The sequence below is a fragment of the Paralcaligenes sp. KSB-10 genome (assembly GCF_021266465.1).
Classification (GTDB): domain Bacteria; phylum Pseudomonadota; class Gammaproteobacteria; order Burkholderiales; family Burkholderiaceae_B.
In genome coordinates this window covers 2,588,578-2,612,574 of the sequence record NZ_CP089848.1, presented here as the reverse complement: position 1 = coordinate 2,612,574, position 23,997 = coordinate 2,588,578, and the positions used below count along the sequence as shown (strand labels likewise).

The 23,997-nt window shown below is 59.1% G+C and carries 19 protein-coding genes; 10 read left to right on the top strand and 9 right to left on the bottom strand.

Annotated elements, in window-relative coordinates; translation table 11 throughout:
* Window positions 1-26: 26 nt before the first annotated feature.
* The 3 genes from LSG25_RS11890 to LSG25_RS11880 all read right to left on the bottom strand — a co-directional run bounded on the left by LSG25_RS11890 (window position 27) and on the right by LSG25_RS11880 (window position 7,989).
* The gene (locus tag LSG25_RS11890; RefSeq protein ID WP_232741145.1) at window positions 27-1,193 is read right to left on the bottom strand and encodes a ribonucleotide-diphosphate reductase subunit beta; all 1,167 of its coding nucleotides are present in this window, start codon (window positions 1,191-1,193) and stop codon (window positions 27-29) included.
* Between the two features lie 18 nt (window positions 1,194-1,211).
* Window positions 1,212-4,127, bottom strand: a complete 2,916-nt coding sequence (locus tag LSG25_RS11885) for a ribonucleoside-diphosphate reductase subunit alpha (protein ID WP_232741144.1) — start codon at window positions 4,125-4,127, stop codon at window positions 1,212-1,214.
* Window positions 4,128-4,422: 295 nt separating this feature from the next.
* A complete protein-coding gene (locus LSG25_RS11880; RefSeq protein ID WP_232741143.1) occupies window positions 4,423-7,989 on the bottom strand; it encodes an indolepyruvate ferredoxin oxidoreductase family protein in 3,567 nt (1,188 codons plus the stop codon).
* A 112-nt stretch (window positions 7,990-8,101) separates the two neighbouring features.
* On the opposite strand from LSG25_RS11880, the gene LSG25_RS11875 reads away from it, so the two are divergent.
* Window positions 8,102-8,554: an Lrp/AsnC family transcriptional regulator gene (locus tag LSG25_RS11875; protein ID WP_232741142.1), complete on the top strand. Its 453-nt coding sequence runs from the start codon at window positions 8,102-8,104 to the stop codon at window positions 8,552-8,554.
* A 224-nt stretch (window positions 8,555-8,778) separates the two neighbouring features.
* Here the strand turns inward: LSG25_RS11875 and LSG25_RS11870 are convergent, their stop codons facing one another.
* Window positions 8,779-9,747, bottom strand: coding sequence for a tripartite tricarboxylate transporter substrate binding protein (locus LSG25_RS11870; protein ID WP_232741141.1), 969 nt, complete (start codon window positions 9,745-9,747; stop codon window positions 8,779-8,781).
* A gap of 44 nt (window positions 9,748-9,791) precedes the next feature.
* Window positions 9,792-10,640 (bottom strand): alpha/beta hydrolase, encoded by an 849-nt coding sequence (locus tag LSG25_RS11865; RefSeq protein WP_232741140.1) that lies wholly within the window; start codon window positions 10,638-10,640, stop codon window positions 9,792-9,794.
* An 88-nt stretch (window positions 10,641-10,728) separates the two neighbouring features.
* On the opposite strand from LSG25_RS11865, the gene LSG25_RS11860 reads away from it, so the two are divergent.
* Entirely contained in the window at window positions 10,729-11,622 is an 894-nt protein-coding gene (locus tag LSG25_RS11860; RefSeq protein ID WP_232741139.1) for a LysR family transcriptional regulator, read from the top strand.
* A gap of 22 nt (window positions 11,623-11,644) precedes the next feature.
* Here the strand turns inward: LSG25_RS11860 and LSG25_RS11855 are convergent, their stop codons facing one another.
* Complete coding sequence (locus tag LSG25_RS11855; RefSeq protein WP_232741138.1) at window positions 11,645-12,085, bottom strand: CopD family copper resistance protein; 441 nt, start codon at window positions 12,083-12,085, stop codon at window positions 11,645-11,647.
* A 191-nt stretch (window positions 12,086-12,276) separates the two neighbouring features.
* On the opposite strand from LSG25_RS11855, the gene LSG25_RS11850 reads away from it, so the two are divergent.
* Window positions 12,277-12,765 carry a hypothetical protein gene (locus LSG25_RS11850; protein ID WP_232741137.1) on the top strand — a complete coding sequence of 163 codons (489 nt, stop codon included), beginning with the start codon at window positions 12,277-12,279 and terminating at the stop codon, window positions 12,763-12,765.
* A gap of 7 nt (window positions 12,766-12,772) precedes the next feature.
* Here LSG25_RS11850 and gltX read toward each other — a convergent pair whose 3' ends face one another.
* Complete coding sequence (gene gltX / locus LSG25_RS11845) at window positions 12,773-14,182, bottom strand: glutamate--tRNA ligase (RefSeq protein WP_232741136.1); 1,410 nt, start codon at window positions 14,180-14,182, stop codon at window positions 12,773-12,775.
* Between the two features lie 108 nt (window positions 14,183-14,290).
* On the opposite strand from gltX, the gene LSG25_RS11840 reads away from it, so the two are divergent.
* Window positions 14,291-16,765: a GNAT family N-acetyltransferase gene (locus LSG25_RS11840; RefSeq protein WP_232741135.1), complete on the top strand. Its 2,475-nt coding sequence runs from the start codon at window positions 14,291-14,293 to the stop codon at window positions 16,763-16,765.
* Window positions 16,766-16,775: 10 nt separating this feature from the next.
* Here the strand turns inward: LSG25_RS11840 and LSG25_RS11835 are convergent, their stop codons facing one another.
* Together LSG25_RS11835 and yjgA are read right to left on the bottom strand one after the other, a co-directional pair.
* The gene (locus LSG25_RS11835; RefSeq protein WP_232741134.1) at window positions 16,776-17,447 is read right to left on the bottom strand and encodes an alpha/beta hydrolase; all 672 of its coding nucleotides are present in this window, start codon (window positions 17,445-17,447) and stop codon (window positions 16,776-16,778) included.
* Entirely contained in the window at window positions 17,444-17,992 is a 549-nt protein-coding gene (gene yjgA, locus LSG25_RS11830) for a ribosome biogenesis factor YjgA (protein WP_232741133.1), read from the bottom strand. The genes LSG25_RS11835 and yjgA overlap by 4 nt, the downstream gene beginning before the upstream one ends.
* A 159-nt stretch (window positions 17,993-18,151) precedes the next feature.
* Here yjgA and pmbA point away from each other — a divergent pair, with 159 nt between their 5' ends.
* The 6 genes from pmbA to LSG25_RS11800 all read left to right on the top strand — a co-directional run bounded on the left by pmbA (window position 18,152) and on the right by LSG25_RS11800 (window position 23,974).
* Window positions 18,152-19,519 (top strand): metalloprotease PmbA, encoded by a 1,368-nt coding sequence (pmbA, locus tag LSG25_RS11825; protein WP_232741132.1) that lies wholly within the window; start codon window positions 18,152-18,154, stop codon window positions 19,517-19,519.
* Between the two features lie 135 nt (window positions 19,520-19,654).
* On the top strand, window positions 19,655-20,755 hold the full coding sequence (locus LSG25_RS11820; RefSeq protein ID WP_232741131.1) for a TRAP transporter substrate-binding protein: 1,101 nt from the start codon (window positions 19,655-19,657) through the stop codon (window positions 20,753-20,755).
* Window positions 20,756-21,115: 360 nt separating this feature from the next.
* The gene (rplM, locus tag LSG25_RS11815) at window positions 21,116-21,544 is read left to right on the top strand and encodes a 50S ribosomal protein L13 (RefSeq protein ID WP_232744664.1); all 429 of its coding nucleotides are present in this window, start codon (window positions 21,116-21,118) and stop codon (window positions 21,542-21,544) included.
* 9 nt (window positions 21,545-21,553) lie between these two features.
* The gene (gene rpsI / locus LSG25_RS11810; RefSeq protein WP_232741130.1) at window positions 21,554-21,946 is read left to right on the top strand and encodes a 30S ribosomal protein S9; all 393 of its coding nucleotides are present in this window, start codon (window positions 21,554-21,556) and stop codon (window positions 21,944-21,946) included.
* Between the two features lie 157 nt (window positions 21,947-22,103).
* A complete protein-coding gene (argC, locus tag LSG25_RS11805; protein WP_232741129.1) occupies window positions 22,104-23,168 on the top strand; it encodes an N-acetyl-gamma-glutamyl-phosphate reductase in 1,065 nt (354 codons plus the stop codon).
* A 56-nt stretch (window positions 23,169-23,224) separates the two neighbouring features.
* Window positions 23,225-23,974 carry a DUF6776 family protein gene (locus LSG25_RS11800; RefSeq protein WP_232741128.1) on the top strand — a complete coding sequence of 250 codons (750 nt, stop codon included), beginning with the start codon at window positions 23,225-23,227 and terminating at the stop codon, window positions 23,972-23,974.
* Window positions 23,975-23,997: the final 23 nt, after the last annotated feature.

Here is a 23,997-nt window from a genome sequence, read left to right as displayed (position 1 = left end):
CGTAAGCAGTCACTCAATACCAAGCATTATTCCCAGCTTAATGCTCCGCCGGTTTGATATTCGATCACTCTTGTCTCGAAAAAGTTGCGTTCTTTCTTGAGGTCGATCATCTCGGCCATCCATGGAAATGGATTTTCTTCTTGCGCAAAAAGCGGTTCCAGACCGATTTGTTGGCATCGGCGATTGGCAATAAATCGCAAATATGATTTGAACATCGAGGCATTCAAACCGAGCACTCCGCGCGGCATGGTGTCCTCAGCGTAAGCATATTCAAGGTCTACAGCCCGTCGGAACAAATCGCGCACTTCTTCGCGGAACTCGTTTGTCCACAAATGCGGGTTCTCGAGTTTGATCGTGTTGATCAGATCGATGCCGAAATTGCAGTGCATGGATTCGTCGCGCAAAATGTACATGTACTGCTCGGCGGCGCCTGTCATTTTGTTTTGACGGCCCAATGCCAAAATTTGCGTAAAACCAACATAAAAGAACAAACCTTCCATCAGGCACGCAAAAACGATGAGCGATTTAAGCAGGGTTTGATCGGTTTCGGGGGTGCCTGTTTTGAAGTTTGGATCGGCAATGGCGTTGATGAACGGGATCAGGAATTCATCTTTGGCGCGTATTGAAGCGACTTCGTTGTACGCGTTGAAAATTTCCGATTCGTCCAGATCCAGGCTTTCGACTATGTATTGATAGGCGTGGGTGTGGATGGCCTCTTCGAATGCCTGGCGCAACAGGAACTGGCGGCATTCAGGCGCGGTAATGTGCCTATATGTACCCAGCACGATGTTGTTGGCGGCCAGCGAATCGGCCGTGACGAAGAAGCCCAGATTGCGCTTGATGATGCGGCGTTCGTCTTCGGTCAGCCCGTTGGGGTTTTTCCACAGGGCAATGTCGCGCGACATGTTTATTTCTTGCGGCATCCAGTGATTGGCGCAGGTCGACAGGTATTTTTCCCAGGCCCATTTGTATTTGAACGGCACCAGTTGATTGACATCGGTCTGGCCATTGATGATGCGCTTGTCGGCAGCACGCACCCGGCCCGAGCTGTCGCCCGACGCGGATGCCGCCGCTGCCGGCGTGGGTATGGCGGTGTCGGAGCCTACCCTGGCGGGCGCGGCGTTGGCGGAGGGCTGAAGCGCCGCCTGGCCGGGTGCCGTGGATGGGGTGGAAGAGTTTTCCCAATTCAACATAATATGTTTCCTATTCGCTTATTGGCAGGCTTCGCATTCTTCGAATCCTGCATCGCCGGGACGCATGGTGCATGCGGCGCCCATTACTTCGGCTTCGGGCAGGGCCGCTGCGGCCGCCATGCTCGCGTGCGACGCTCCGGACGAGGACACCGCGTTGAGCTCGCCGCCGCGGCCGGTCGATTTTTCGGCGTTAGTGGCTCCGTTGGAGCGGAGGTAGTACGTGGTTTTGAGACCGCGAGTCCAGGCCAGCTTATAGGTGTCGTCGAGCTTCTTGCCGGACACGCCCGTCATGAAGATATTGAGCGACTGGGATTGGTCGATCCATTTTTGGCGGCGCGCCGCGCATTCGACCACCCAGGTGGGGTCGACTTCGAAAGCCGTGGCGTAGAGTTCGCGCAGCTCGTTGGGGATGCGGTCGATGCGCGCCAGGCTGCCGTCGAAATACTTCAGGTCGGCGACCATGACTTCGTCCCACAGATTGCGTTCCTTCAGGTCGCGCACCAGGTAATCGTTGACCACCGTGAATTCGCCCGACAGGTTGGATTTGACGTAGAGGTTGCGGTAGTTGGGTTCGATGCAGGGCGAAACGCCGATGATATTGGCGATGGTTGCTGTGGGTGCTATGGCAATGCAGTTCGAGTTGCGCATGCCGTACTGCTGGATATGGGTGCGCAGGGAGTCCCAGTCGAGCGTGCTGCTGTCGTCGATCTCGACATAGCCGCCACGTTCGTCGCGCAGCATGGCCAGCGTGTCTTGCGGCAGAATGCCGCGATCCCAGAGCGAGCCCTTGAAGCTGGAGTAGTGGCCGCGCTCGGCCGCCAGTTTGCTGGAAGCCCAGTAGGCGTAGTAGCAGACGGCTTCCATCGAGCGATCGGAAAACTCGACCGCGGCGTCGGAGGCGAACGGCACGCGCATGATGTGCAGGCAGTCCTGGAAGCCCATGACACCCATGCCGACCGGGCGATGGCGGGCGTTGGAGTTGCGCGCCTTGGGTACGGCGTAATAGTTGATGTCGATGACGTTATCGAGCATGCGCATGGCGATGCTGATGGTGCGCTGGAGCTTGTCGTGATCGAGCACGTATTGGCCGCCGGCATCCTGCTTGAGGTGGGCGGTCAGGTTGACCGAGCCCAGATTGCACACGGCAATTTCGGTTTCGCTGGTATTGAGCGTGATTTCGGTGCACAGGTTGGAACTGTGCACGACACCCACATGCTGCTGGGGCGAGCGGATATTGCAGGGATCCTTGAAAGTGATCCAGGGGTGGCCGGTTTCGAACAGCATGGACAGCATCTTGCGCCATAGCGATGTTGCCGGAACTTTCTTGAACAAGGCCAGTTCGCCGCGGGCGATCTTTTCTTCGTAACCGATGTATGCCTGTTCGAAGGCGCGGCCGTACTTGTCGTGCAGGTCGGGGGCGTCGGAAGGCGAAAGCAGAGTCCATTCGCCGTTTTCCATGACGCGCTTCATGAACAGGTCGGGGATCCAGTTGGCGGTATTCATGTCGGGCGTGCGGCGCCGCTCGTCGCCGGTGTTCTTGCGCAGCTCGAGGAATTCCTCGATATCGAGGTGCCAGGTTTCAAGGTAGGTGCAGACCGCTCCCTTGCGTTTCCCGCCCTGATTGACGGCAACGGCGGTGTCGTTGACGACCTTGAGGAAGGGCACGACGCCTTGGCTTTCGCCGTTGGTGCCCTTGATATGGCTGCGCAGCGCGCGCACGGGAGTCCAGTCGTTGCCAAGGCCGCCGGCATATTTGGCGAGCAGGGCGTTTTCCTTGATGGCGTCGTAGATGCCGACAAGGTCGTCGGAGACCGTGGTCAGGTAGCACGAAGACAGTTGCGAGTGCAGGGTGCCGGAGTTGAACAGGGTGGGAGTGGAGCTCATGAAATCGAAGGACGACAGGACTTCGTAGAACTCGATCGCCCGTGTTTCGCGGTCGATTTCATTGAGCGCCAGCCCCATGGCGACGCGCATGAAAAATACCTGGGGCAGCTCGATGCGGCGCCCGCGCACGTGCAGGAAGTAGCGGTCGTACAGGGTTTGCAGGCCCAAGTAATTGAATTGCTGGTCGCGCTCGGCCTTCAGGGCCTTGCCCAGTTGCGGCAGATCGTATTGGCTGAGCTTGCTGTCGAGCAGGCCGTTGTCGATGCCGGTTTTGATGAACTGGGGGAAATAGTCGACATAGCGGGTGCTCATTTCGGCTTGCGACGCTTCTTCGCCCAGCACTTCCTTGCGGATGGTGTGCATCAGCAGGCCAGCCGTGACCTGGCTGTAGGCCGGGTCTTTTTCGACCAGGGCGCGTGCCGACAGAATGGCCGATTTGAAGACTTCGTCGACCGGAATGCCGTCGTAGAGATTCTTGACCGTTTCCTTGAGGATGGCGTCGACATCGATAAGGTGTGACAGATTGCGGCCGGCTTCGGCGATGGTGGTGCGCAATTGCCCCAGATCGAGCGGCCGCTTGATGCCATTGTCGGTGACATTCAGGGTGCTTTGTTCGGCGGGAGCCTGGGCCTGGCCGGAGCGGGCGCGTTCTTGCGAACGCTTTTCCCGGTACAGCACATAGGCGCGTGCAACGTCGTGTTCGCCCGAGCGCATGAGCGCCAGTTCGACCTGGTCTTGAATTTCTTCAATATGGAAGGTGCCGCCGCTGGGACGATTGCGCACCAGCGCGCCGACGGCTTGCGCCGTCAGTGTTTCGACCAGTTCGCGTACGCGCGCCGATGCGGCGCCCTGCCCGCCGTTGACCGCCAGGAATGCCTTGGTCATGGCGATGGCGATTTTGCTGGGCTCGAATCCAACCACCGCGCCGTTGCGCCGGATGATGTTGAAATTGTGCCAGGGACTGGTGGTCGAGGCGCTTGGGGCCGACCCGGAAGGAGTGGATGAAGGGGCGACTTCGGGCCGTGACTCAGCGGTTTGTGTGGTCTGCATGAATGCTCCTGGATAAAAGGCGACATGCTGCGTGCAGCATGTGTTCAATTAGTCGTTTTTAGTAGTGGTGGCGGAGTAAAAAAGACCGCTTTACTGTGTTTTGGGGACAAGTAAGTCTTTTTATGGTAAACCACTATATGTAGTGGTTATCTTGCTTTTCTAACACTAATTGTAGTGATTGATTCAAGGTGAAGCAAGCGAAAAGATCACTTGATTTTTAATTTTATTATGCATTAAAAGGGCCTCGCCGCGGCGAGGCCCTTTGTGGGCGTGGCTTGGCTGTTTGGCTGTGCGGCTAGGCGTGCAATTGCAAAAAATTGTTAGCGCCGGCTTGGGAATCCCCCAGGGCGGCCAGCAACTGCTGGAGCCTGGTTTGGTATTGCCCGACACTGGCCAATTTGATGTGGCCGTAGCCGCGCACCATTTGCGGCAATCCGGCCAGTTCGAGCACGACGCCATAGTTGCGCTCGTCGAGGTTTTCAAGCGCGCCCAGGACCGCCTTGCGATAATCCCGGATTAGCTGCCGTTCCATTTTACGCTCCGCGCTATATCCAAAGACATCCAGCCATGAGCCGCGCAGGGTTTTGCAGCGGGCCAGCAGGGCAAGCGCTTTTTCGGTGCGGGGGCCCAGGCTTATTTTACGGGGAATGCCGGTCAGGGGGTCGCGTCGCGCCAGCAGGGGTGGGGCCATGTGAAACTGCAAGGTGAACTCGCCTTCGAATTTTTCGTGCAGCTCGCGCCGGAAGTCGCCGTTGGTAAACAGGCGTGCCACTTCGTATTCGTCTTTATAGGCCATGAGCTTATGCAGCGACTGAGCCACCTTGATGGCCAGGGCCGGCTTGGCCTTGGGTCGCAAGGCCTGCTCGGCGGCGAGCACGGCATCGACGACATCGGTATAGCGCCTGGCGTAGGCCGCATTTTGGTAGGCCGTCAGGTCGGCCCGGCACCGTTCGACGATTTTATCGAGGGATTCGGGGAAATGTACGACAACGGCTTGCGCCCTGGGCGCCGCCAAGGGGGCCAGGGCCTGGGGGTTTTGCGCGACGATGCGTCCGGCGCGAAAAGCTTCCTGGTTGGCCTGCACGGCGACTCCGTTAAGTTCGAGAGCCTGCTCGATGGCGGCCAGGCTCAAGGGAATGCTGCCGTTTTGCCATGCGACTCCCAGCATCATCATGTTCGCCATGATGCTGTCGCCGAATAGGGTGGCGGCCAGGTCATGGGCATTGAGCAAGTGGGTATTGGCGTTTCCGGCGGCGTGACGGATTTTCCCTACGAGCTGCTCCGGGCTGAAATCGACATCCGGGTCACGGGTAAATTCGGCTGTGGGCGCCAGATAGGTATTCAGGGCGATCAGCGTCTGGCCGGGTTTGAGCGTGGCGAGCGCCTCTGGATTCGAGGCGGCAACGGCATCGCAAAGGATTGCGACATCGGCCTGTTGCGGGTCGATGCGCACCGCGCCGCTGGGTCGGGCATTGTTGGACAGGCGTATATGGCTGATGACGGTGCCGCCTTTTTGAGCCAGGCCGGTAATGTCGAGTATGGATGCGGCCCGGCCCTCCAGGTGCGCCGCCATGGAAAGAATCGCGCCTACCGTGACGATGCCGGTGCCGCCAATGCCTGCGACCAGGATATTGCAGGTTTCGGGATAGGTTTTGAAATCGGGGGCGGGCAGGGTCTGGCCCAGTTGCGCCAGCCGTTCGCGGTCCTGGGGCGCGGAGGCTCCCGCTCCTTTGCGGGGAGCGCCTCCCATGACCGACACGAAGCTGGGGCAGAATCCGTCCACACAGGAGTAGTCCTTGTTGCAGCTGGACTGATCGATGGCGCGCTTGCGCCCGAACGGCGTTTCAACCGGGGTCAGGGACAGGCAATTGGATTGGGTGCCGCAGTCGCCGCAGCCTTCACACACGGCGGTGTTGATGAACAGCCGCCGGGCGGGATCGGGGAAGGTGTTTTTCTTGCGGCGCCGGCGTTTTTCCGCGGCGCAGACCTGGTCATGAATCAGCACCGTGACGCCTTCGATTTCGCGCAATTCGCGTTGCAGTTTGTCCAGTTCGTGACGGTGATGGACCGTGACGCCCGCGACCAGTGCGACACCTTGATATTTCTCTGGCTCGTCTGTGGTGACGACGATGCGTTTGACGCCTTCTCCCACCATCTGCTGGCAGATTTGCGGAACGGAAATCGAGCCGTCGACGGGCTGGCCACCCGTCATGGCGACGGCGTCGTTGAACAGAATCTTGTAGGTAATATTGGCTTGCGCGGCGACAGCCTGGCGAATGGCCAGGTAGCCGGAATGAAAGTACGTGCCTTCACCCATGTTCTGAAAGATGTGCGGCATGCGGGTGTAGCGCGAGAGGCCGATCCAGTCGGCGCCTTCTCCACCCATTTGCGTCAGGCCGCTGGTTTTTCTGTCCATCCATGTGGCCATGTAATGGCAGCCCACGCCGGCGAGCGCCTGGCTGCCTTCGGGGACTTTGGTCGAAGTATTGTGAGGGCAGCCGGAACAGAAATACGGGCGGCGGGTCAAGGGGCCGGACTCGATCGCGGCCTGGGGCGCCAGGGCGCAGCCTGAGTCTCCCAGGTCGATATGCGCGCTTTGTTTCAACCAGCGGCGCAGGGCGCCCGCGACCAGGGCGGGGCGCAACTGTCCGGTGGCGGGCACCAGCACCTCATTTTCCAGATCGCGTTTGCCGACGACCGTGGCGTGTACTGCCTGATTGAACAGCAGGTCTTTGATCTGGCTTTCGATGACAGGCGCTTTTTCTTCAAGCACCAGAATATGCTCCAGGCCTTTGGCGAAGGCCTGGAACCCCGGCTCATCCAGGGGCCAGCTCAGGCCGATCTTGTAGTGGCGCAGCGCCGGCAGGGGCTGTTCGGGGCGCATTGCCTGCAGGGTTTTCAGGGCATCGAGCGTATCGAGGCAGGCCTTGCCCGTTGTGACTATGCCCAGGGTGGCGTGAGGTGCCGGATCGATCAGGCGGTCCAGGGGGTGCTGGCGGGAAAAGGCCTTGACGGCAAGCAGGCGATCCGAGATGCGGTTTTCGATGGCGGGTGTCAGGAATTCCCTGGCGCTGTATTCCAGCGCACCGTTGTGGATGTCGTTCTGGTCGATTGTGAATTCGGGCACAGGCTGCAAATCGAAGGAGCGTCCGCTTTCAACGGTTTCGGTGACGGCCTTGAAGGCCACCCAGGCGCCCGAATAGCGCGACAGCGCCCAGCCCCACAAGCCGAAATATTCGTATTCTTCCACCGAGGCGGGGTGCACGATGGGTATGCTCCAGGCCAGCAAAGAGGTTTCGCTGGCATGCGGTATGGATGAGGATGCGGCGGTGTGGTCGTCGCCGACGATCAGCAGCACGCCGCCGTTGCGGGACGCCCCCGCCGCGTTGCCGTGATGCAGGGCGTCGCCGGCGCGGTCCACGCCCGGGCCTTTGCCGTACCACATGCCGAAGACGCCATCGACGGTGCGGTCGTCGCGTACGCCTGCCTGCTGTGTACCCATCATGATGGTGGCGCCCAGGTCTTCGTTGATGGCGGGCAGGAAGTCGATTTGATTGGCGGTCAGCAGTTTTTGCGCGCGCCACATGGCAAGGTCTACGCCTGCCAGCGGCGAGCCGCGATAGCCGGTGACGAAGCCGGCTGTGTTCAGGCCGCGCTTGCGGTCGGCGCGATGCTGCGCGAGGAGCATGCGCACCAGGGCCTGGGTGCCGGTCAGGAACACGCGGCCTTCGGTACGTGTCAGGTTGTCGCCGAGTTGGTATTGCGTATCGACGGCGGCTTGCCTGGTCGAATTGACGCTATCAACATTGGGCGGCGGTGTGCTGTCGGGCTGATGTTGCGTATCAAGTATAGGGGTAGACATAGAAAACTCCATCAATCAGGCCATGATAGGGTTTCAAGCAAGCGGTTTTATTGCTCTTTTATCTCGTAAAATCCCTAGTTATTGAAATAAACATTTCGCGTAACGGCCAAATATGGATAAAACTGATATAAAAATTCTGCAGCACTTGCAAAAAGACGGTCGTGCCTCCGCCCAGCAGCTTTCAGACCAGGTGGGTCTGTCGACGGCGCCGGTGTGGCGGCGGGTCAAGGCGCTCGAGGCCAGTGGCGCGATCGAGGGCTATTACGCCAAGGTTAATCGCAATAAGGTCGGATTGCACGGCTGCATGTTCACGCAAATCAGCCTGGACCGGCATTCGGCCGCGGTGGTGGAGAATTTCGAACGCTCGGTGCGCGATGCGCCGGAGATACTGGAGTGCTATGCGGTTACCGGCGATGCCGATTTTCTGCTGAAAATTCTGGTGCAAAGCCCGGAGGCCTACGACAGTTTCCTGCATCGTTTCCTGTTCAATCTGCCGGGTGTCCGTCAAACCCGCACTATTGTTGCTTTGCGCGAGATCAAGCAGGAGGTTCGCCTGCCTTTGTAGGTTGTCTGTATAACTGATGGTTATTGGGTTCTTGAGGCGCCGCGGCGGCGGCCCGGGCACATCGTCGTCGCCTCGCCGGCTCGAAGCTCCTCCGCTGTGCCCGGGCCGCCACCGCGGCTCGCAGCCATATTGGCGGCGAGTGGCCACAAGCGCCACACCTACCCAGTAGCGTCGTCATGTTTCGCGGGAGTGGGCTTGTGTCATCTGTTATAGCGGCGACATTTCTATTGCGCAGGAATTTGCGCGGTCTTGACCCATTCTTTCCAGCGTTGCACATCTTCCTTGACGAAGGCCTGGAAGCTGGCGACATCCATGCTTTCGGGCTGTAGTCCCAGTCTGGTGTATTGCGCGCGGGTGGCGGGGTCCTGGATGGCGTCTTTAATATAGCCGTTCATTTTTTCGACGATGGCCTTGGGTGTTCCTTTGGGGGCCGATATGCCCAGCCAGCCTTCCACGATAAAACCGGGGTAGGCGCTGTTGGTGGTGGCGATGTTCGGCCATAAGGGATTGGGTTTGGCGCCTGTCACGGCGATAGGCTTGAGATTTTTGCCTTCGATCTGGCCCATGGCGGTCAGGTAGTCGACAAAGGCGAACTGAATCAGGCCGCCGCGCAGATCGGTCAGTATCTGTGTGACGTTTTTATAGGCGGCGCCTTCGATCTGGATTTTTGCGTAGTGTTTCAGGAGCTCGGGGGGAACGCGCGACGACGAGCTGTAGTAGCCGAAAAATACCTTGCCTGGCTTTTGCCGGGCGCTGGCAACAAGTTCGCTGAGGGAATTGATGGGGTTGGCCGGGGCAACTACCGCCACGGTACCGAACTTGCCCAGCATGCCGACGTCAACGAAATCCTGTGCGGCGTTGTAAGGCAGTTTTTTGTACAGGAACTGATTGGCCGATTGCGTCGAGTTGGTTGAAAGCAGGAAGGTGTAGCCGTCGGGGGCCGCCTGTTTTACGGCTGTGGTGCCGATAATGCCGCCTGCGCCGGGCTTGTCCTCCACGACCACGTTGGCGCCGGATTTCTGGGTCAGGAAATGCGCCAGGGTTCTGGCGCTGAGGTCGGCGGCGCCGCCGGAGGCGGACGGCACGATGAGGGTTATGGGCTTGGCCGGCCATGTATCGGCCTGGGCGGATGCGGCCAGACCGGCCCCGATCAGCAGCGCTGCACTGTATCGGGCAAAAGAATGTATGAACATGATTTCCTCCTCGGGTGGTACTGATTGAACTGGTTTGTGTTTTGCTAAGCGCTTGCGGGAATGTCCGGAAATGTGATGCGGTACCAGGCCAGCAGGGCCGCGGCGCTGTCGATCCAGCGATCTCCGTACATCATGCAGTGCGGCTGCTGTTTTAATAATTGGTGCTGGATTCCCAGAAAATCGGCAATGGCCTTGTCCTGCCCTTCGGGATGCCGGTCGGGCGTGTCCAGCTCGGCCTCGAAGCAGATGCCGGGGCATTGAATGCGGCGCGAATCGATATCCACGCGCAGCAGATAACGGTCATTGAGTATGGTTGGGCTTTCCGGCGTCAAGCGCTGGACAATCGCCGCGACATCCCGGTTTGCCTCGACGGCGAGAAAGCGTTTGCGGATTTCGGCGGCATTGGGCGCGGCTTTGAGCCGGTCTGTCGCCACTGCGGGCAGGGCCTGGGCATGCGGCAAATTGCCGGGAGGCGAGGGCGCCAGCAGGACCATGCCCGCCAGCGGCAGGCCTGCCGCGGCAAGCATGACGGGCAGCGCTCCCATGCTGTGTCCGACCAAAATAAGAGCTTGGTTCAGCGTGCGGCAGGCCTGGACAAGGTGCGTGCCCAGATCGTTGATGCCCAGGCTCACTGGCGTACTGGCCGAGTACAGAGTGCCGTGTCCGGGCAGGTCAATGGCAAAGCAATTGATATGGTGTTGTGCAAAATAATCGAGATAGTGGCTATAGCACCAGGCGCCATGATAGGCACCGGCAACGAACAGAAAGGCGGGCTGCGCGGCGCTGCGGGCGCGGCAAGCTGTGAACAGGCGGCACTCGGCGGCGTCGATTCGAGGTTTATTGTCGATGGAGCTGAAATCGAACTGGTCTGTTGGCTGGTGCGGTGCGTTCATGGCGCTCATCTTAGGCGACATATTCAAATAAGAATAATTAAAATAATATATTGGTTGATAAGTTTTTTAAATTTGAATCCGGACCGCCATGTCGTTTTCCATCAGTCATTATCGCTACTTCATCTGGGTAGCCGAAACCGGCAGTTTTCGTGCCGCTGCCAGCCGGGCCTGCCGTTCCCAGCCTGCGGTGTCCCTGGCCATCAAGGATATGGAGGAGCGTTTGGGGCAGGCGTTGTTCGAGCGCGGCACTCCCGTTGTGCTCACACCGTTCGGCCGGTCGTGCCTGGAAATGGCCAAGCGCCTGGTGGAGCATGCGGACTCTGTCACCGGCACCTTGTCGAGGATGGCGAAAAGCAATAGCGGGTTTTTGAGCGTGGCCAGCGTCACCACCTTTGCCACGCACTGGATGCCGCATCTGATCGATGTATACCGGACGCGTTACCCCGGGGTCATGCTCAATGTGTACGACGACAACTCCGAAGGCGTCGAACAGATGATATTGCGCGGCCAGGTCGAACTGGGGGTATGCAGTGTTGTGAGCGGCGACAAGCGCTTGAGTTTTACCCCTTTGTTCGAAGACGAGTTCGGCCTGGTGTGTCATCGCACCCACCCCTTGGCGAAGCGATCTTCCCTTACATGGGGCGAGATCGCCGATTTGCCGCATATAGGAACCGTGGCGCATAAGCAGCTGCTGTCTCACAAGCCGGCGGCATTTTTGTTGAATCGGCCTTTTTACGTCTCGAACATGATCTCGATGCTGGCCATGTTGTCGCGCAATATGGGCGTTACGGTTCTGGCCCGGCTGGGCGTTCCGCCCGATCGGGACGATCTGGCTTTTGTGCCGCTGCTGCGGCCCTGCATCAAAAGATGCCTGGGAGTCATGCGGTTGGCGCACACGACGCTGTCGCCGGCGGCCGGCCTGATGGAGGAACTGTTGTTTCGCGAGGCTGGTTCGTCGGCGAACCCGCCGCCTTCCTCATGACGGGCCAGTGCATGCGTAGGCGCTACCAGTGCAGGTAGAACATGGCTTTGGCCAGGAACACGATGCCTATCATGTGCCAGAACACGCTATAGTGAATGCGCCGAAAGTGGCGGGATTTGAGGCGGCCTTTGCCGCCCAGTGTAATCGCGGTGATGAAGTGGCCCAGCACGCTCAGGGCAAGCACGATCTTGATGGTAAGCAGAGTGCCGAAACTGCTGGCGAAGGGATGCGCCAGGACTGCCCGGTGGTTCCAGGCCATGGCGATACCCGCTCCGTATAACACCAACAGTACGAAAGGCATGAATTTGCGCGCGCGCTGGCCGATGGCGATTTCGACCTGTCGCATGGCGTCGGCCGGCACATGCTTGCGTATGCCTTCCAGCATAAGCACTTCAAAAAACACGGTGCCGACGAAAATGAATGCGGCGAATAAATGCAGAGTGACCAGTATCGAATAACTCATGGTTTTCAGGCTCCTGGCCGGACAAGCATGTGTTGCGCCCGGTCTTTTCCAAATGCTACACCTTGCCATCGCGCAAACCGGCATAAACCTTGCCGCCAACAAGGATCAATCTGTGTACAGGCCTGCGTCCGCGGAGACCTTTCTGCTACGATATCAAGGTCATTGTGAACTGTCTCAAAGGTCGAATTGGTATGTTCAGTTGTCGTAAACCCGTTTTTGCAACAAGCCTGGCTCTGGCGGCAATATTGGCGGGATGCGCGTCGAAGGCGCCTTTGCCCGCGCCTCCCGTCAAGCCGGTCGGCGTGCAGTGCCAGGCGGTGTCCGCCGGCGATCCCCTGGTCGGCACCTGGTTGAGCATACGCAAGGAAAAGGGCATTGTCGGCGAGATGCGCACGCTGTTTGTCCTGAAGCCGGACGGCCAGATGGGCTACGTCGAGCAGCTCAAGCGAGGCAGGCAGCCGCCCCAGGAACTGAGCGAATCCGGCTGCTGGTCGCACGACAGGCAAACCCTGGTTTTGCGAACCACGAAGTCGAATGGCGAGCCGGTCGATTTAAACGATCCGATCTATACCAATCGCTATGCGATTACGTCGCAGGCGGGCACGACACTTGCGCTGCGAGGCTCCGACGGCGCAATCAGGGCCCGGCGCATGCCGGACGGCTATCGTTTGCCGTTTTAGTTCGGATTCACACCGCGTTCAGGCGAGCCAGGACGGTTTCGCGGCCCAGCAGTGTAAGAACGGCGTCAATGGCAGGGGTCTGTTTTTGACCCGTGACGGCCACGCGCAAGGGGATGCCCAGCTTGGGCATCTTGATGCCGTGATCGGCCAAAATTGCATGAATCAGCTCGGCCAGGGCCGGAGTCGTCCACGCTGGCAGAGTCCGGGCGCGCTGCGCGAAATCCCTGAGCACCACCCGCGTGGCTTCGTCCAGGTGTTGCGCGGCCAGTTCTGGGCTGGCCGGGGTATACGGGCCGCAGAACAGCATGGCTCCCTGGGCCAATTGATTGAGCGTTTCGGCGCGGTCTTTGAGCAATCCCATGACGGCGGCCAGGTCGGCGGCCAGGGGATTGCCGCCCAGTTGCTGAACGCGCGGAGCGATGCGCGCGGCCAGATCGTCGTTTGAGCTCTGCTTTATATAGTGGGCATTGACCCAATTGAGTTTCTTTGGGTCCCATTGGGCCGCCGACTTGCTGAGGTGCCGGGTATCGAACCAGTCGATCAGCTCCGCGCGGCTGAATAGCTCGTCGTCGCCATGGCTCCAGCCCAGACGCGCCAGATAGTTGATCATGGCTTCGGGCAAATAGCCTTCGTTGTCGTATTCCATGACATTGACGGCGCCGTGCCTTTTCGAGAGTTTTTCGCCATCGGGTCCGAGAATCATGGGCACATGGCCGTATTGCGGCACGGTCGCACCCAGTGCGCGTAAAATATTGATTTGACGCGGAGTGTTGTTGACGTGGTCGTCGCCGCGCAGCACGTGGGTGATTTTCATGTCCCAGTCGTCGACTACCACGCAGAAATTATAGGTGGGCGTGCCATCGGGCCGCGCGATGATCAGATCGTCGAGTTCGGTGTTGTCGAAGCTGATAGGGCCTTTGATCAGGTCGTTCCAGCCTGTGGCGCCATCGTGGGGGTTTCTGAACCGCAGCACCGGCTTGCGCCCCTCGGGAATCGGCGGCAGCGTTTTGCCCGGTTCCGGGCGCCAGGTGCCGTCGTAGCGGGGTTTCAGCCCCAGCGAGCGTGCTTTTTCGCGCATGGCTTCCACTTCCTGGGGGCTGCTGTAGCAGTGGTAGGCGGTGCCCGCGGAAAGCATCTGGCCCAGCACTTCGCGATAGCGATCGATGCGCTGCATTTGGTAAAACGGACCTTCGTCGGGCTGCATGCCCAGCCACGCCATGCTGTCGAGAATGGCCTGTACCGCTTCGGGTGTGGAGCGCTCGACATCGGTGTCTTCGATGCGTAGTACGAAGATGCCTTTATGGTGGCGTGCAAAAGCCCAGGAAAAGAGTGCGGTGCGTGCGCCCCCGAGGTGCAGATAGCCGGTCGGGGACGGCGCAAATCGGGTACGAACGGCAGAAGTGGTGGACGATGTCATGGTTTGTGTTTAGGCTTGGCGTGGCAAGAGTGATTCCTGGCCCGCTTGAGTTGTGGCAATTGGGGTATTTTAGAGTACAGATCAATCATAGTTAAAACCGGGTATAGCATGTTGCGACATCGTTTGGCTGTTTTGTTCGAGCCGCGCTCCTTGCTGGTTGTCAGCGACCGGCCATTGCCGATCGAACAGAATTTGCCTGAGTTTCTCAAAAGCAGCACGACTTTGGTGGCCGTCGAGGCGGGCGTGCCTATTGTCGTCGCCGCCCGCGGCGAGGCGAATGCGCCGGCGGCCCGGATCGACCTGGCACTGGTTTGCGTCGAGCCCTCGCGCTTGCCGGAAGCGCTGGAGGCCATACGGGCGGTTCATCCGCGAGGCTTGATTCTGTTGCCTCAGGAAACCCCGTCGGCCAATCCAATCGAAGACATGGCATATTGCCGCGCCTGGGCGCGCCTGTGCGGCTGCATGGTTCTCGGGCCCCGTTCGTTCGGTGTGCAGCGGCCCCATTTGGGCCTGAATTTAAGTCATCAAGCCAAAACGGCTTTGGTCGGGAAGGCTGCCCTGGTAGCGCAGTCGCGCTCGATCACTGCGGCTGTCCTGGATTGGGCCGAGGACGTGAGCCTGGGCTTTTCAACGGTGGTGTCCCTGGGCGATGAGTCCGTGGTCGACGTGGCCCAGGTGCTGGAATACCTGGCCATGGATCCGCGCACCGACAGCATCGCGCTTTACATGGAAGACATTCCGGCGGCGCGCGCGTTTACCAGCGCCTTGCGCGCGGCGGCGGCCATCAAGCCGGTGATTGTGCTCAAGGCAGGGCATGACTCGTCCGAACTCGGCCCGATGCATGATGCCGTGCTCGATGCTCTATTGCGCCGCGCCGGCGCGGTGCGCATCAGTTATTTTGTGCAATTGTTCTCGGCGCTGAAAGTCCTGGGCTATGCCCGCCGCCCGCGCGGGCGGCGCATTGCCTTGCTGTCCAATGGCAATGGCGCTCCGCAATTGGCTCTCGATGTCATGGGCCCAAGCACCGCTGTGTTTCGCGCCGATTTGTCCCTGGCGTCGCTCAAAGCCTTGAAGGGTGTGCTTGAAGAAGGGGCGGACATCCAGAACCCCGTGATTACACATGCTCCCTTGACCGCGGGAAAAATCAAGCAGGCCATAGACGTGCTCGCCAGCGACAGCGGGGTTGACGGCGTACTGGTGCTTTTGGCGCCCGATCCCCTGACCGACATGCCCGCCGTGGCGCGGCAACTGGCGGCGGCCGCTCCCGGCGCCCGCAAGCCTGTCATCACCTGCCTCATGGGCGATGCCAGCATGCGGCCTTTGCGCCACATGCTCGATGATGTAGGCACGCCCGCCTTTCGCACTCCCGAAACGGCAGCCCATGCTTTCGGCATTCTGGCGTCTTATCATTACAACCAGACCTTGTCGCAGCAAACGCTGCCTCCCGAGGCCCTGGGCAAACCGCCGCGGCTCGACGAGGCGCGCGCCATTCTGCGCAGCGTCCGCGACGAGCATCGTCTTGCCCTGACGGTAGCCGAGTGCCAGCGCCTGTTCGATTGTTTTCATATCCCGATTCAGTGCGCGCCGCAAGCGAAACCCGGGCCCGGCACGCCTGCCGACGACGCCATACCCATGGCGATACGCGTGCAGCGCGATGTCAGGCTGGGGCCCTACATCAAGTTCGGCTCCGGCGGCCACGATGCCCTGGTCTCGGGCCAGGATCGCGCCGTCGAACTGCCTCCGCTCAACGGTTATCTGGCGCGCCAGCTTATAGAACGCAGTGCCTTGTGGCGCCGTGTGTTGTCGCGTCAAATGAGTCCAGCCGCATTTGAGCATCTGCAGGAATCGCTCGAGCGGATTTCCGATCTGGTCAGCCTGCTCGGCGATATCGATACCCTGATTGTCGACTCCCTGTTTGCCGATGCCATGCAGCTTGCGGCGCAATCGGTGTGCATACGGCTGACCGCGTCGCCGGCACTGTTGTTGCCTGAAACTTCGGGCTATCGGCATATGGCGATCCATCCGTATCCGGTCCGCCTGGTGCAGGCCAGGCGGTTCAAGAGCGGCGAGCCCTGGATGATGCGGCCCATACGTCCGGAAGACGCCGAGCCCCTGCAGACATTCGTGCGCGATCTGTCCGACGAATCACGCTATATGCGTTTCGTATCGATGCTGCGCGAGCTGACGCCGCGCATGTTGTCGCGCTACACGCGCATCGATTACGATCGCGAGCTGGCCCTGGTGGCGACGGTCCAGCTTGCCAATCCGGAGCACCGCGGCCATCCGCGCGAACACATCATCGGCTTTGCGCATTATCTGCGCAATGCCGATGCGCGCGGCGCCGAGTATGCATTGGTGATCGGCGACGACTGGCAGCGCCGCGGCCTGGGAGCCACGTTGATGAGAGGCCTGATCGAAGCCGCTCAGGAACAGGGCCTGACTTATATCGATGGCCTGGTGCTGGCAAGCAACTACGCCATGCTCAGCCTCATGACGCATCTGGGATTTCGCAACGACAGCGACGCGGAAGATCCGACGATGCGCCGAGTATGGCTGGATCTTGGCGAAAGCCGCACGCAATAGCGGACGGGCCCTAGACCAGAACCTGGCGCAGGAAGGCGGCGATGTCGTTGATTTCTTCCAGGCACACCGCATGCGGCATCGTGTATGTTTTCCAGCTGGTTCGATAGCCTGCGTCGGTCAATTGGCGATGTGCTGCCTGGCCGCGCGCCAGGGCCACGACCGGATCGAGCACGCCATGGGCCAGAAAAATGGGGGTGTCCTGATTGGCGGCCTGCCGTTCGGCGTCGAATTGGCCGGCCAGCGGCAAATAGCCCGACAGGCCCACCATGCCGGCCAGTTTTTGATCCAGGCGCGGGCCGGTGTGCAGCGTCATGGCGCATCCCTGGGAGAACCCGGCCAACACGATCTTATCGCTGTCTATGCCGCGCTGATTTTCACGCGCTATCAGTGCTTCGATGGCGTGCTGGGAGGCGCGTATTCCTTGTTCGTCTTCGCGCATGACCGAACCCATTACATATATGTCGTACCAGGCGCGCATCGACATGCCGTTGTTGACGGTAACCGGCCGTATGGGGGCATGGGGGAAAACGAAGCGGATCGCGGGCCCGTTCTGCAGGTGAAGTTCGGGCACGACCGAGGCGAAATCGTGGCCGTCGGCGCCCAGGCCGTGCAGCCAGATGACTGCGTGAGTGGGGTTGGGCGCCGTTTCGATCTCGACGCATTCCAAAAGGGGAGAACTCATTCTGATTCCGTATGGGTATCCAGGGTTTTAAGGGCCTGGAACAGGGCGCGGTAGTGTTTGCGCTGAGGCTCCTGGCCGGTTTGCAGCCCGGCGTTTTGCTGGGCCTCTTTGCGACCGGCGCGTATCAAGGCCCGCAGCTGCTGGATGTCGGCTTGCGGATATTCGTCAAGCAGCTGGGTGAGGGCCTGGTCGTCGTTCAGCAGCAGGTCTCGAAGGGTTTCGATCCGATGCATGGCGTCGGTCTGTTCGCGCGAGCCGTTTTCCCAGACATCGATTTGCTGCCGTATGGCATCGGCCTGCGAATCGCGCATCAGCTTGCCGACGTAATGAATCTGGCGCCGCCGGCCTTCGCGGCTGGTGGTGCGCTGCGCCTGGCGGATGGCGTCGTAGAGTCTTTCGGCCAGCGGCAATTGCTTGAGTTTTTCGTTGGGAAGGTCAACCAGTTGCTTGCCCAGGTCGAGCAAAGCAAGCATTTCACGCTTTATTTGCGATTTGCTGGGGCGGTCGTACTCGGGGTCGGGAGATTCTGTAACGTCGTTTGGCATGGTAAAGCGTAAAAATGTTCTTTAATTGGCTATGATAACCGTCTAATTCCATTTCTAAATCAATATGCGCTTTGCCGGCCTGGCTTGCCGTACTATTTGCACTGTCTGTGCTTCGCGTCGGCGATTGATCCAGAAATGGAATAACTTAAAAGAGCAGCAATGAACGAACACTCTACTTTACATTTGCCTATTATTGAAAACCAGGCGCGTTTTCGCGAACTCGTTCACGAAACGCTTCAGTACGCCAAGTCGGTCGGCGCGTCCGATGCCGCCGCCGAGGTGTCCGAAAGCAGCGGCTTGTCGGTGTCGGTACGCAACAACGATATCGAAACGGTAGAACAAACCCGTGATCGTTCCCTGGATGTTACGGTTTTTGCGGGCCAGCGCCGCGGTTCGGCCTCCACCTCCGATTTTTCCACTACGGCGCTGCGCGAAACGGTCGAGGCCGCCTGGCATATTGCCCGCTATACGGCGGCCGATCCGGCGGCGGGCCTGCCCGAAGCCGATTTGCTGGCATTCGATTATCCCGATCTGAAGTTGCATTTTCCCTGGGATATTTCCACCGATGCCGCGGCCGAACTGGCCTTGCAGGCCGAGCGCGCCGCGCGTGCCACCAGCCGCTTGATTACCAATACCGATGGCGCCGCGGCAGGCGCCTTCGAGGGCCACTTTATATTGGGCAATAGCCGCGGCTTTATGGGGGGCTACCCCTATTCGCGCCATAATTTGTCGGTGGCTCCGATTGCGGGGCGCGGCGGCCATATGCAACGCGATTACTGGTACACCTCCGAGCGGGATCCTCAGCTCCTGGCCGATCCGCAAGCGATTGGGCGATATGCGGCCGAACGCACGCTGGCGCGGCTTTCAGCACGCCGAATTAAAACCGGCCGCTTTCCTGTGTTGTTCGAGGCGCCTGTGGCGGTAGGCCTGCTGGGGGCTCTGGTTCAGGCGACCAGCGGCGGGGCTTTGTACCGCAAGGCCAGCTTTTTGCTCGACGCCCTGGGCAAACCGGTATTGTCCGATCATCTCGATGTGTCGGAGAACCCTCATTCCATCGGCGGCATGGGCAGTTCCCCCTTCGATGACGAAGGGGTGCGCACCCAGCCGCGTAACGTCGTGGCCGGCGGGGTGCTGCAAGGTTATTTCCTGTCCAGCTACACCGCCCGAAAGCTCAATATGCAAACCACCGGTAATGCCGGAGGCTCCCATAATCTTGTGCTCAGCTCGCGCCTGACGCATCCCGATGACGACTTTCGCGCCATGCTGAAAAAAATGGGGCGCGGCTTGCTGGTTACCGAACTGATCGGGCAAGGGGTCAATTATGTGACGGGTGATTATTCCCGAGGCGCATTTGGCTATTGGGTTGAAGGCGGCGAAATTCGCCATGCTGTCCAGGAGATAACCATCGCAGGCAATTTGGCCGATATGTTCAGGCAAATCGCCGCCATAGGGTCCGACACGATAGTCCGGGGCTCGAAAGCTACCGGCTCGATTCTGATAGAAAACATGGCGATTGCCGGTTTGTAAACCGCCGGGATGACGGCATCAATCATGAAAAATAAGGGAATTTACGGCCTTACGGTAAATGCTACACAGTGTAATATGCGCGGGTAGCCGTTTCACCGCACCTAATATTCGAGTGTTCGAAAGGAGAGTCTTCTAATGCAGCGTCGCTCATTTCTAAAAAAAGCAGGGTTGGGAGCCATGGCAGGTACTGCCGCTGTTGCCGCCCCGGTATTTGCGCAAAGCAATCCTAAACTGAGCTGGAAAATGACTTCCAGTTTCACCACGTCCCTGCCGGCATTGTTTGGCTCGGCACAACTGTTTTGCAAGATGATTGAAGAAGCCTCCGATGGCAACTTCTCGATCCGGGTTTATCCGGGCGGCGAGCTTGTTCCGGCCCTGGGCGTCATGGATGCGGTCGGCAACAAAACGGTCGAGTGCGGCCAGACGGCCTCGTATTACTACTACGGCAAAGATCCTGCCTTCTGCTTCGACACGGCAGTCCCTTTTGGCCTGAATGCGCGTCAGATGAACGCCTGGATGTTCCAGGGCGACGGCATGAAGCTCACTCGCGAAATGTTTGCCCCACGGCACATCATCAATTTTCCCATGGGCAACACCGGTACGCAGATGGGCGGCTGGTACCGCAAGGAAATCAACTCCACGGCCGACCTCAAGGGCCTGAAGATGCGTACGGCGGGTTTCGCCGGCGAAGTCCTCTCGCGCCTGGGTGTGGTGCCGCAGCAAATTGCCGGCGGCGATATCTACCCCTCGCTTGAAAAGGGCACGCTCGATGCGGTCGAGTTCGTCGGCCCCGTCGACGACGAAAAACTCGGCTTCAACAAGGTGGCCAAGTACTATTACTACCCGGGCTGGTGGGAAGGCTGCGCGCAGGTTTCCCTGTACGTCAACGACGAGGCCTACAACAGCCTGCCCAAGCATTATCAGGCGCTCATCGACATCGCCAGCCGCCACGCCGGCGTTCAAATGCTGGCCAATTACGATGCCAACAATCCTGCTGCCTTGCGTCGCCTGATTGCCAATGGCGCCGTGCTCAAAGCCTTCCCGCGCGAAGTCATGGACGCCTCCTTCAAGGCTGCCAATACAGTCTATGCGGAATTTTCAGCGAAAAGCCCTTTGTTCAAGAAGGTCTACGACAGCTACATGGGGTTCCGCGATAATGTCGTGCCCTGGTTCCGCGTAGCCGAAGGTTCGTTCGACAACTATATGGGCATTGCCCTGGCCAATATGAAAAAATAGCGGGAATCATCGGGGTTCGGCCGAGTGTTCGAATCCGCATCGCCGCCGGCTTCCGGGCCGGCACCGGCCCAATCGGCAAAAAGGTCGCAAAATTGCGGCTTTTTTGCTTTTTGCCTGGGTTCAAGCAGGCTGGTTTCAGTAAAAACCGTGGAATATTAAGCAACTATGCTATGATTATGGGCTTTTCTGTGTGTTTGGCACGGGCGAAATACAACGCTTAGGCAAACGGGCATACGGAAATTTAAGCAGGCGGCAATGGGCGGGCTTTCTTTTATAGAAGGCCTTGGTCAGGGCGCCCTGGATACGGGGTTGCTGGAACCTTCGGCCGCCGACACATTTATTCAATTTTTAGGAACCATCATGAAGACCTTTGTGGCCAAGCCGCATGAAGTCCAACGTGACTGGTACGTGATTGACGCCAAGGGCAAAGTCCTCGGTCGTGTGGCCAGCGAAGTCGCACGTCGTTTGCGCGGCAAGCATAAGCCAGAATTCACGCCTCACGTTGACACAGGCGATTACATCGTCATTATTAACGCTGCAGATATCGTTGTGACCGGTAACAAGTCGCAAGACAAGAAATACTACCGCCACTCGACATACCCAGGTGGTATCAGCGAGACCACCTTCGAGAAAATGCAACAGCGTTTTCCTGGTCGTGCAATCCAGAAAGCGGTCAAAGGCATGCTGCCCAAAGGCCCTCTTGGTTACGCTATGATCAAGAAGCTCAAGGTTTATGCTGGCGCCGAGCATCCGCATACTGCTCAGCAGCCCAAACCGCTGGAATTCTAAGGATAGGTCATGATCGGTAACTGGAATTATGGAACTGGCCGCCGCAAAACATCGGTGGCTCGAGTGTTCCTCAAAAAAGGATCGGGCAAGATCGTTGTCAACGGCAAGCCTGTCGATGAATATTTCGCGCGTGAAACCGGCCGCATGGTCGTGCGTCAGCCTCTCGAGCTGACGGGTCACCTCGAATCGTTCGATTTTCATATCAATGTGCACGGCGGCGGCGAAAGCGGCCAGGCTGGTGCGGTGCGCCACGGCATTACCCGCGCCCTCATTGATTACGACGCAACGCTGAAACCTTCGCTGTCGCAAGCCGGCCTGGTAACGCGCGATGCCCGTGAAGTCGAACGTAAAAAAGTCGGTTTCCACAAAGCTCGCCGCCGCAAACAGTTCAGCAAGCGCTAAGCTGTTTACAAGGCTGCTATCGGCCTTGCGCGGTCCAAAGACCTCAGCTTTGCTGGGGTCTTTTTGTTGTATGGGCTAACTTTGCCCAGGGTATTGCGCGCAAGCCGGGCCGCTTGTTGCATAATCTAATCTTGACGGTCAATTTCTGGAAAACATCATGACGGCGGCAGTATCTTCTCGGATCAAGGTGGGCATCGTAGGCGGCACGGGCTATACAGGGGTGGAATTGCTGCGCCTCCTATCCCGGCATCCCCATGTCGAACTCAAGGCCATTACGTCGCGAAAAGAAGATGGCATGCTTGTGTCCGACATGTTCCCCAATCTGCGGGGGCAAGTCGGCTTGCGCTTCCAAACGCCCGATACGGCAGCCCTGAACGAATGCGACGTGGTGTTTTTTGCCACTCCGCATGGCGTAGCCATGAGCCAGGCCGAAAGCCTGCTTGAAAGCGGCGTGCGCATCATCGATCTGGCGGCCGACTTCCGCCTGCAAAACACGCAGGTGTTCCAGGATTGGTACAAAATGCCTCATGCCTGCCCAGCCGTTCTGGCTCAGTCCGTATATGGCCTGGTTGAACTGAATCGGGCCAAAATCGCCCAGGCCAAGGTCGTGGGCAATCCGGGCTGCTACCCTACCACTGTCATCCTGGGTCTTACCCCGCTCATCGAAGGGGGCAGGCGCCTGGTCGATACATCCCACATCATCGCCGATTGCAAATCCGGCACTTCAGGGGCCGGGCGCAAGGCGGCGGTCGGCATGCTCTATTCCGAGGCCGGCGACAATTTCAAGGCCTACGGGGTGGCGGGGCACCGCCATCATCCCGAAATTACCGAGCAGTTGAAAGCGGTGGCCGGTGGTCCGGTCGACGTAACGTTCGTGCCGCATCTGGTGCCCATGATACGTGGCATGTTTTCCACGCTCTATGCGCGCATATTGCCCGAGGCGCTCGACACCGATTTTCAGGCTTTGTTCGAAAAGCGCTATGCCAAGGAAACTTTTATCGATGTCATGCCCGCGGGAAGCCTGCCCGAAACACGCTCGGTGCGTGCCTCCAATCATCTGCGCATAGCCGTTCATCGGCCCGATGGCGGCGATCAACTGGTGGTGCTCGTGGTTCAGGATAATCTCGTCAAGGGTGCTTCCGGCCAGGCCGTGCAGAACATGAATCTCATGTTTGGCCTGCCTGAGGCAACCGGCCTGGAACAGGTGGCCATTTTCCCCTAACGTCTGCTTACATCTCTCTTGCGGAACTCATATCGGCTAAATGGGTCCATCCATACATGAGCGAAATCAATGCCGTTGGGTCTGGCGGCCCAGCCCCTGCTGTCATTCCTGCCAAGCCGGCTACACACAGATGGAAGATGGCGGCAGGCCTGTTGATGGGACTCGCCATAGGCTTTCTGGCCGCGCGTTATTGGTTCCAGGATAATGCCAGCCAACAGTATGGGCAGCTAAAAGCGCAGTTCGAGCAGGCCGTGACGCAAAGCCAGGCCGATCTGAATAGTGCGCAGGCCAAGCTGGATCTGCTTCAGGGGCAATTGGCCGTCGAGAAAAGCACTCGCGCGGGCCTCGAGGCCTCGCTGCAAAAAAATCAGGCGGAGCTCGGCCAGGCGCGCGATCAACTGGCTTTTTACGACCAATTATTGCCGGCGGGCCCCAAGGGGGCGATCAGCGTCCGGGCATTCGATGTGCAAATGCAGGGCAATACCCTGCAATACAGGGTGTTGCTGATGCGTAACGCGCCGGGCGATGTGCCTTTTAATGGCCTTATGCAATTTGTGGCTAACGGCATGCAACATGGCAAAGCGGTTAAAATACGGCTCGAACCCGTCCGGGCCGGTTCCGGATCCGCAGGCGATGGTCGCGACACCGGATCTGGCGAATTCGCTTTGAAGTTCGATCAGTTCCAGCGCAGCCGGGGTTTGCTAAGCTTGCCCGACGGCTTTATACCTAAAACCGTCACCCTCGATATTCTCGAAGGCAAGACTGTACGTGTTTCCCGCAGCGCCAATGTAACGCCCGCCGATTAAACTGGTAGACTTGTTGATATAGC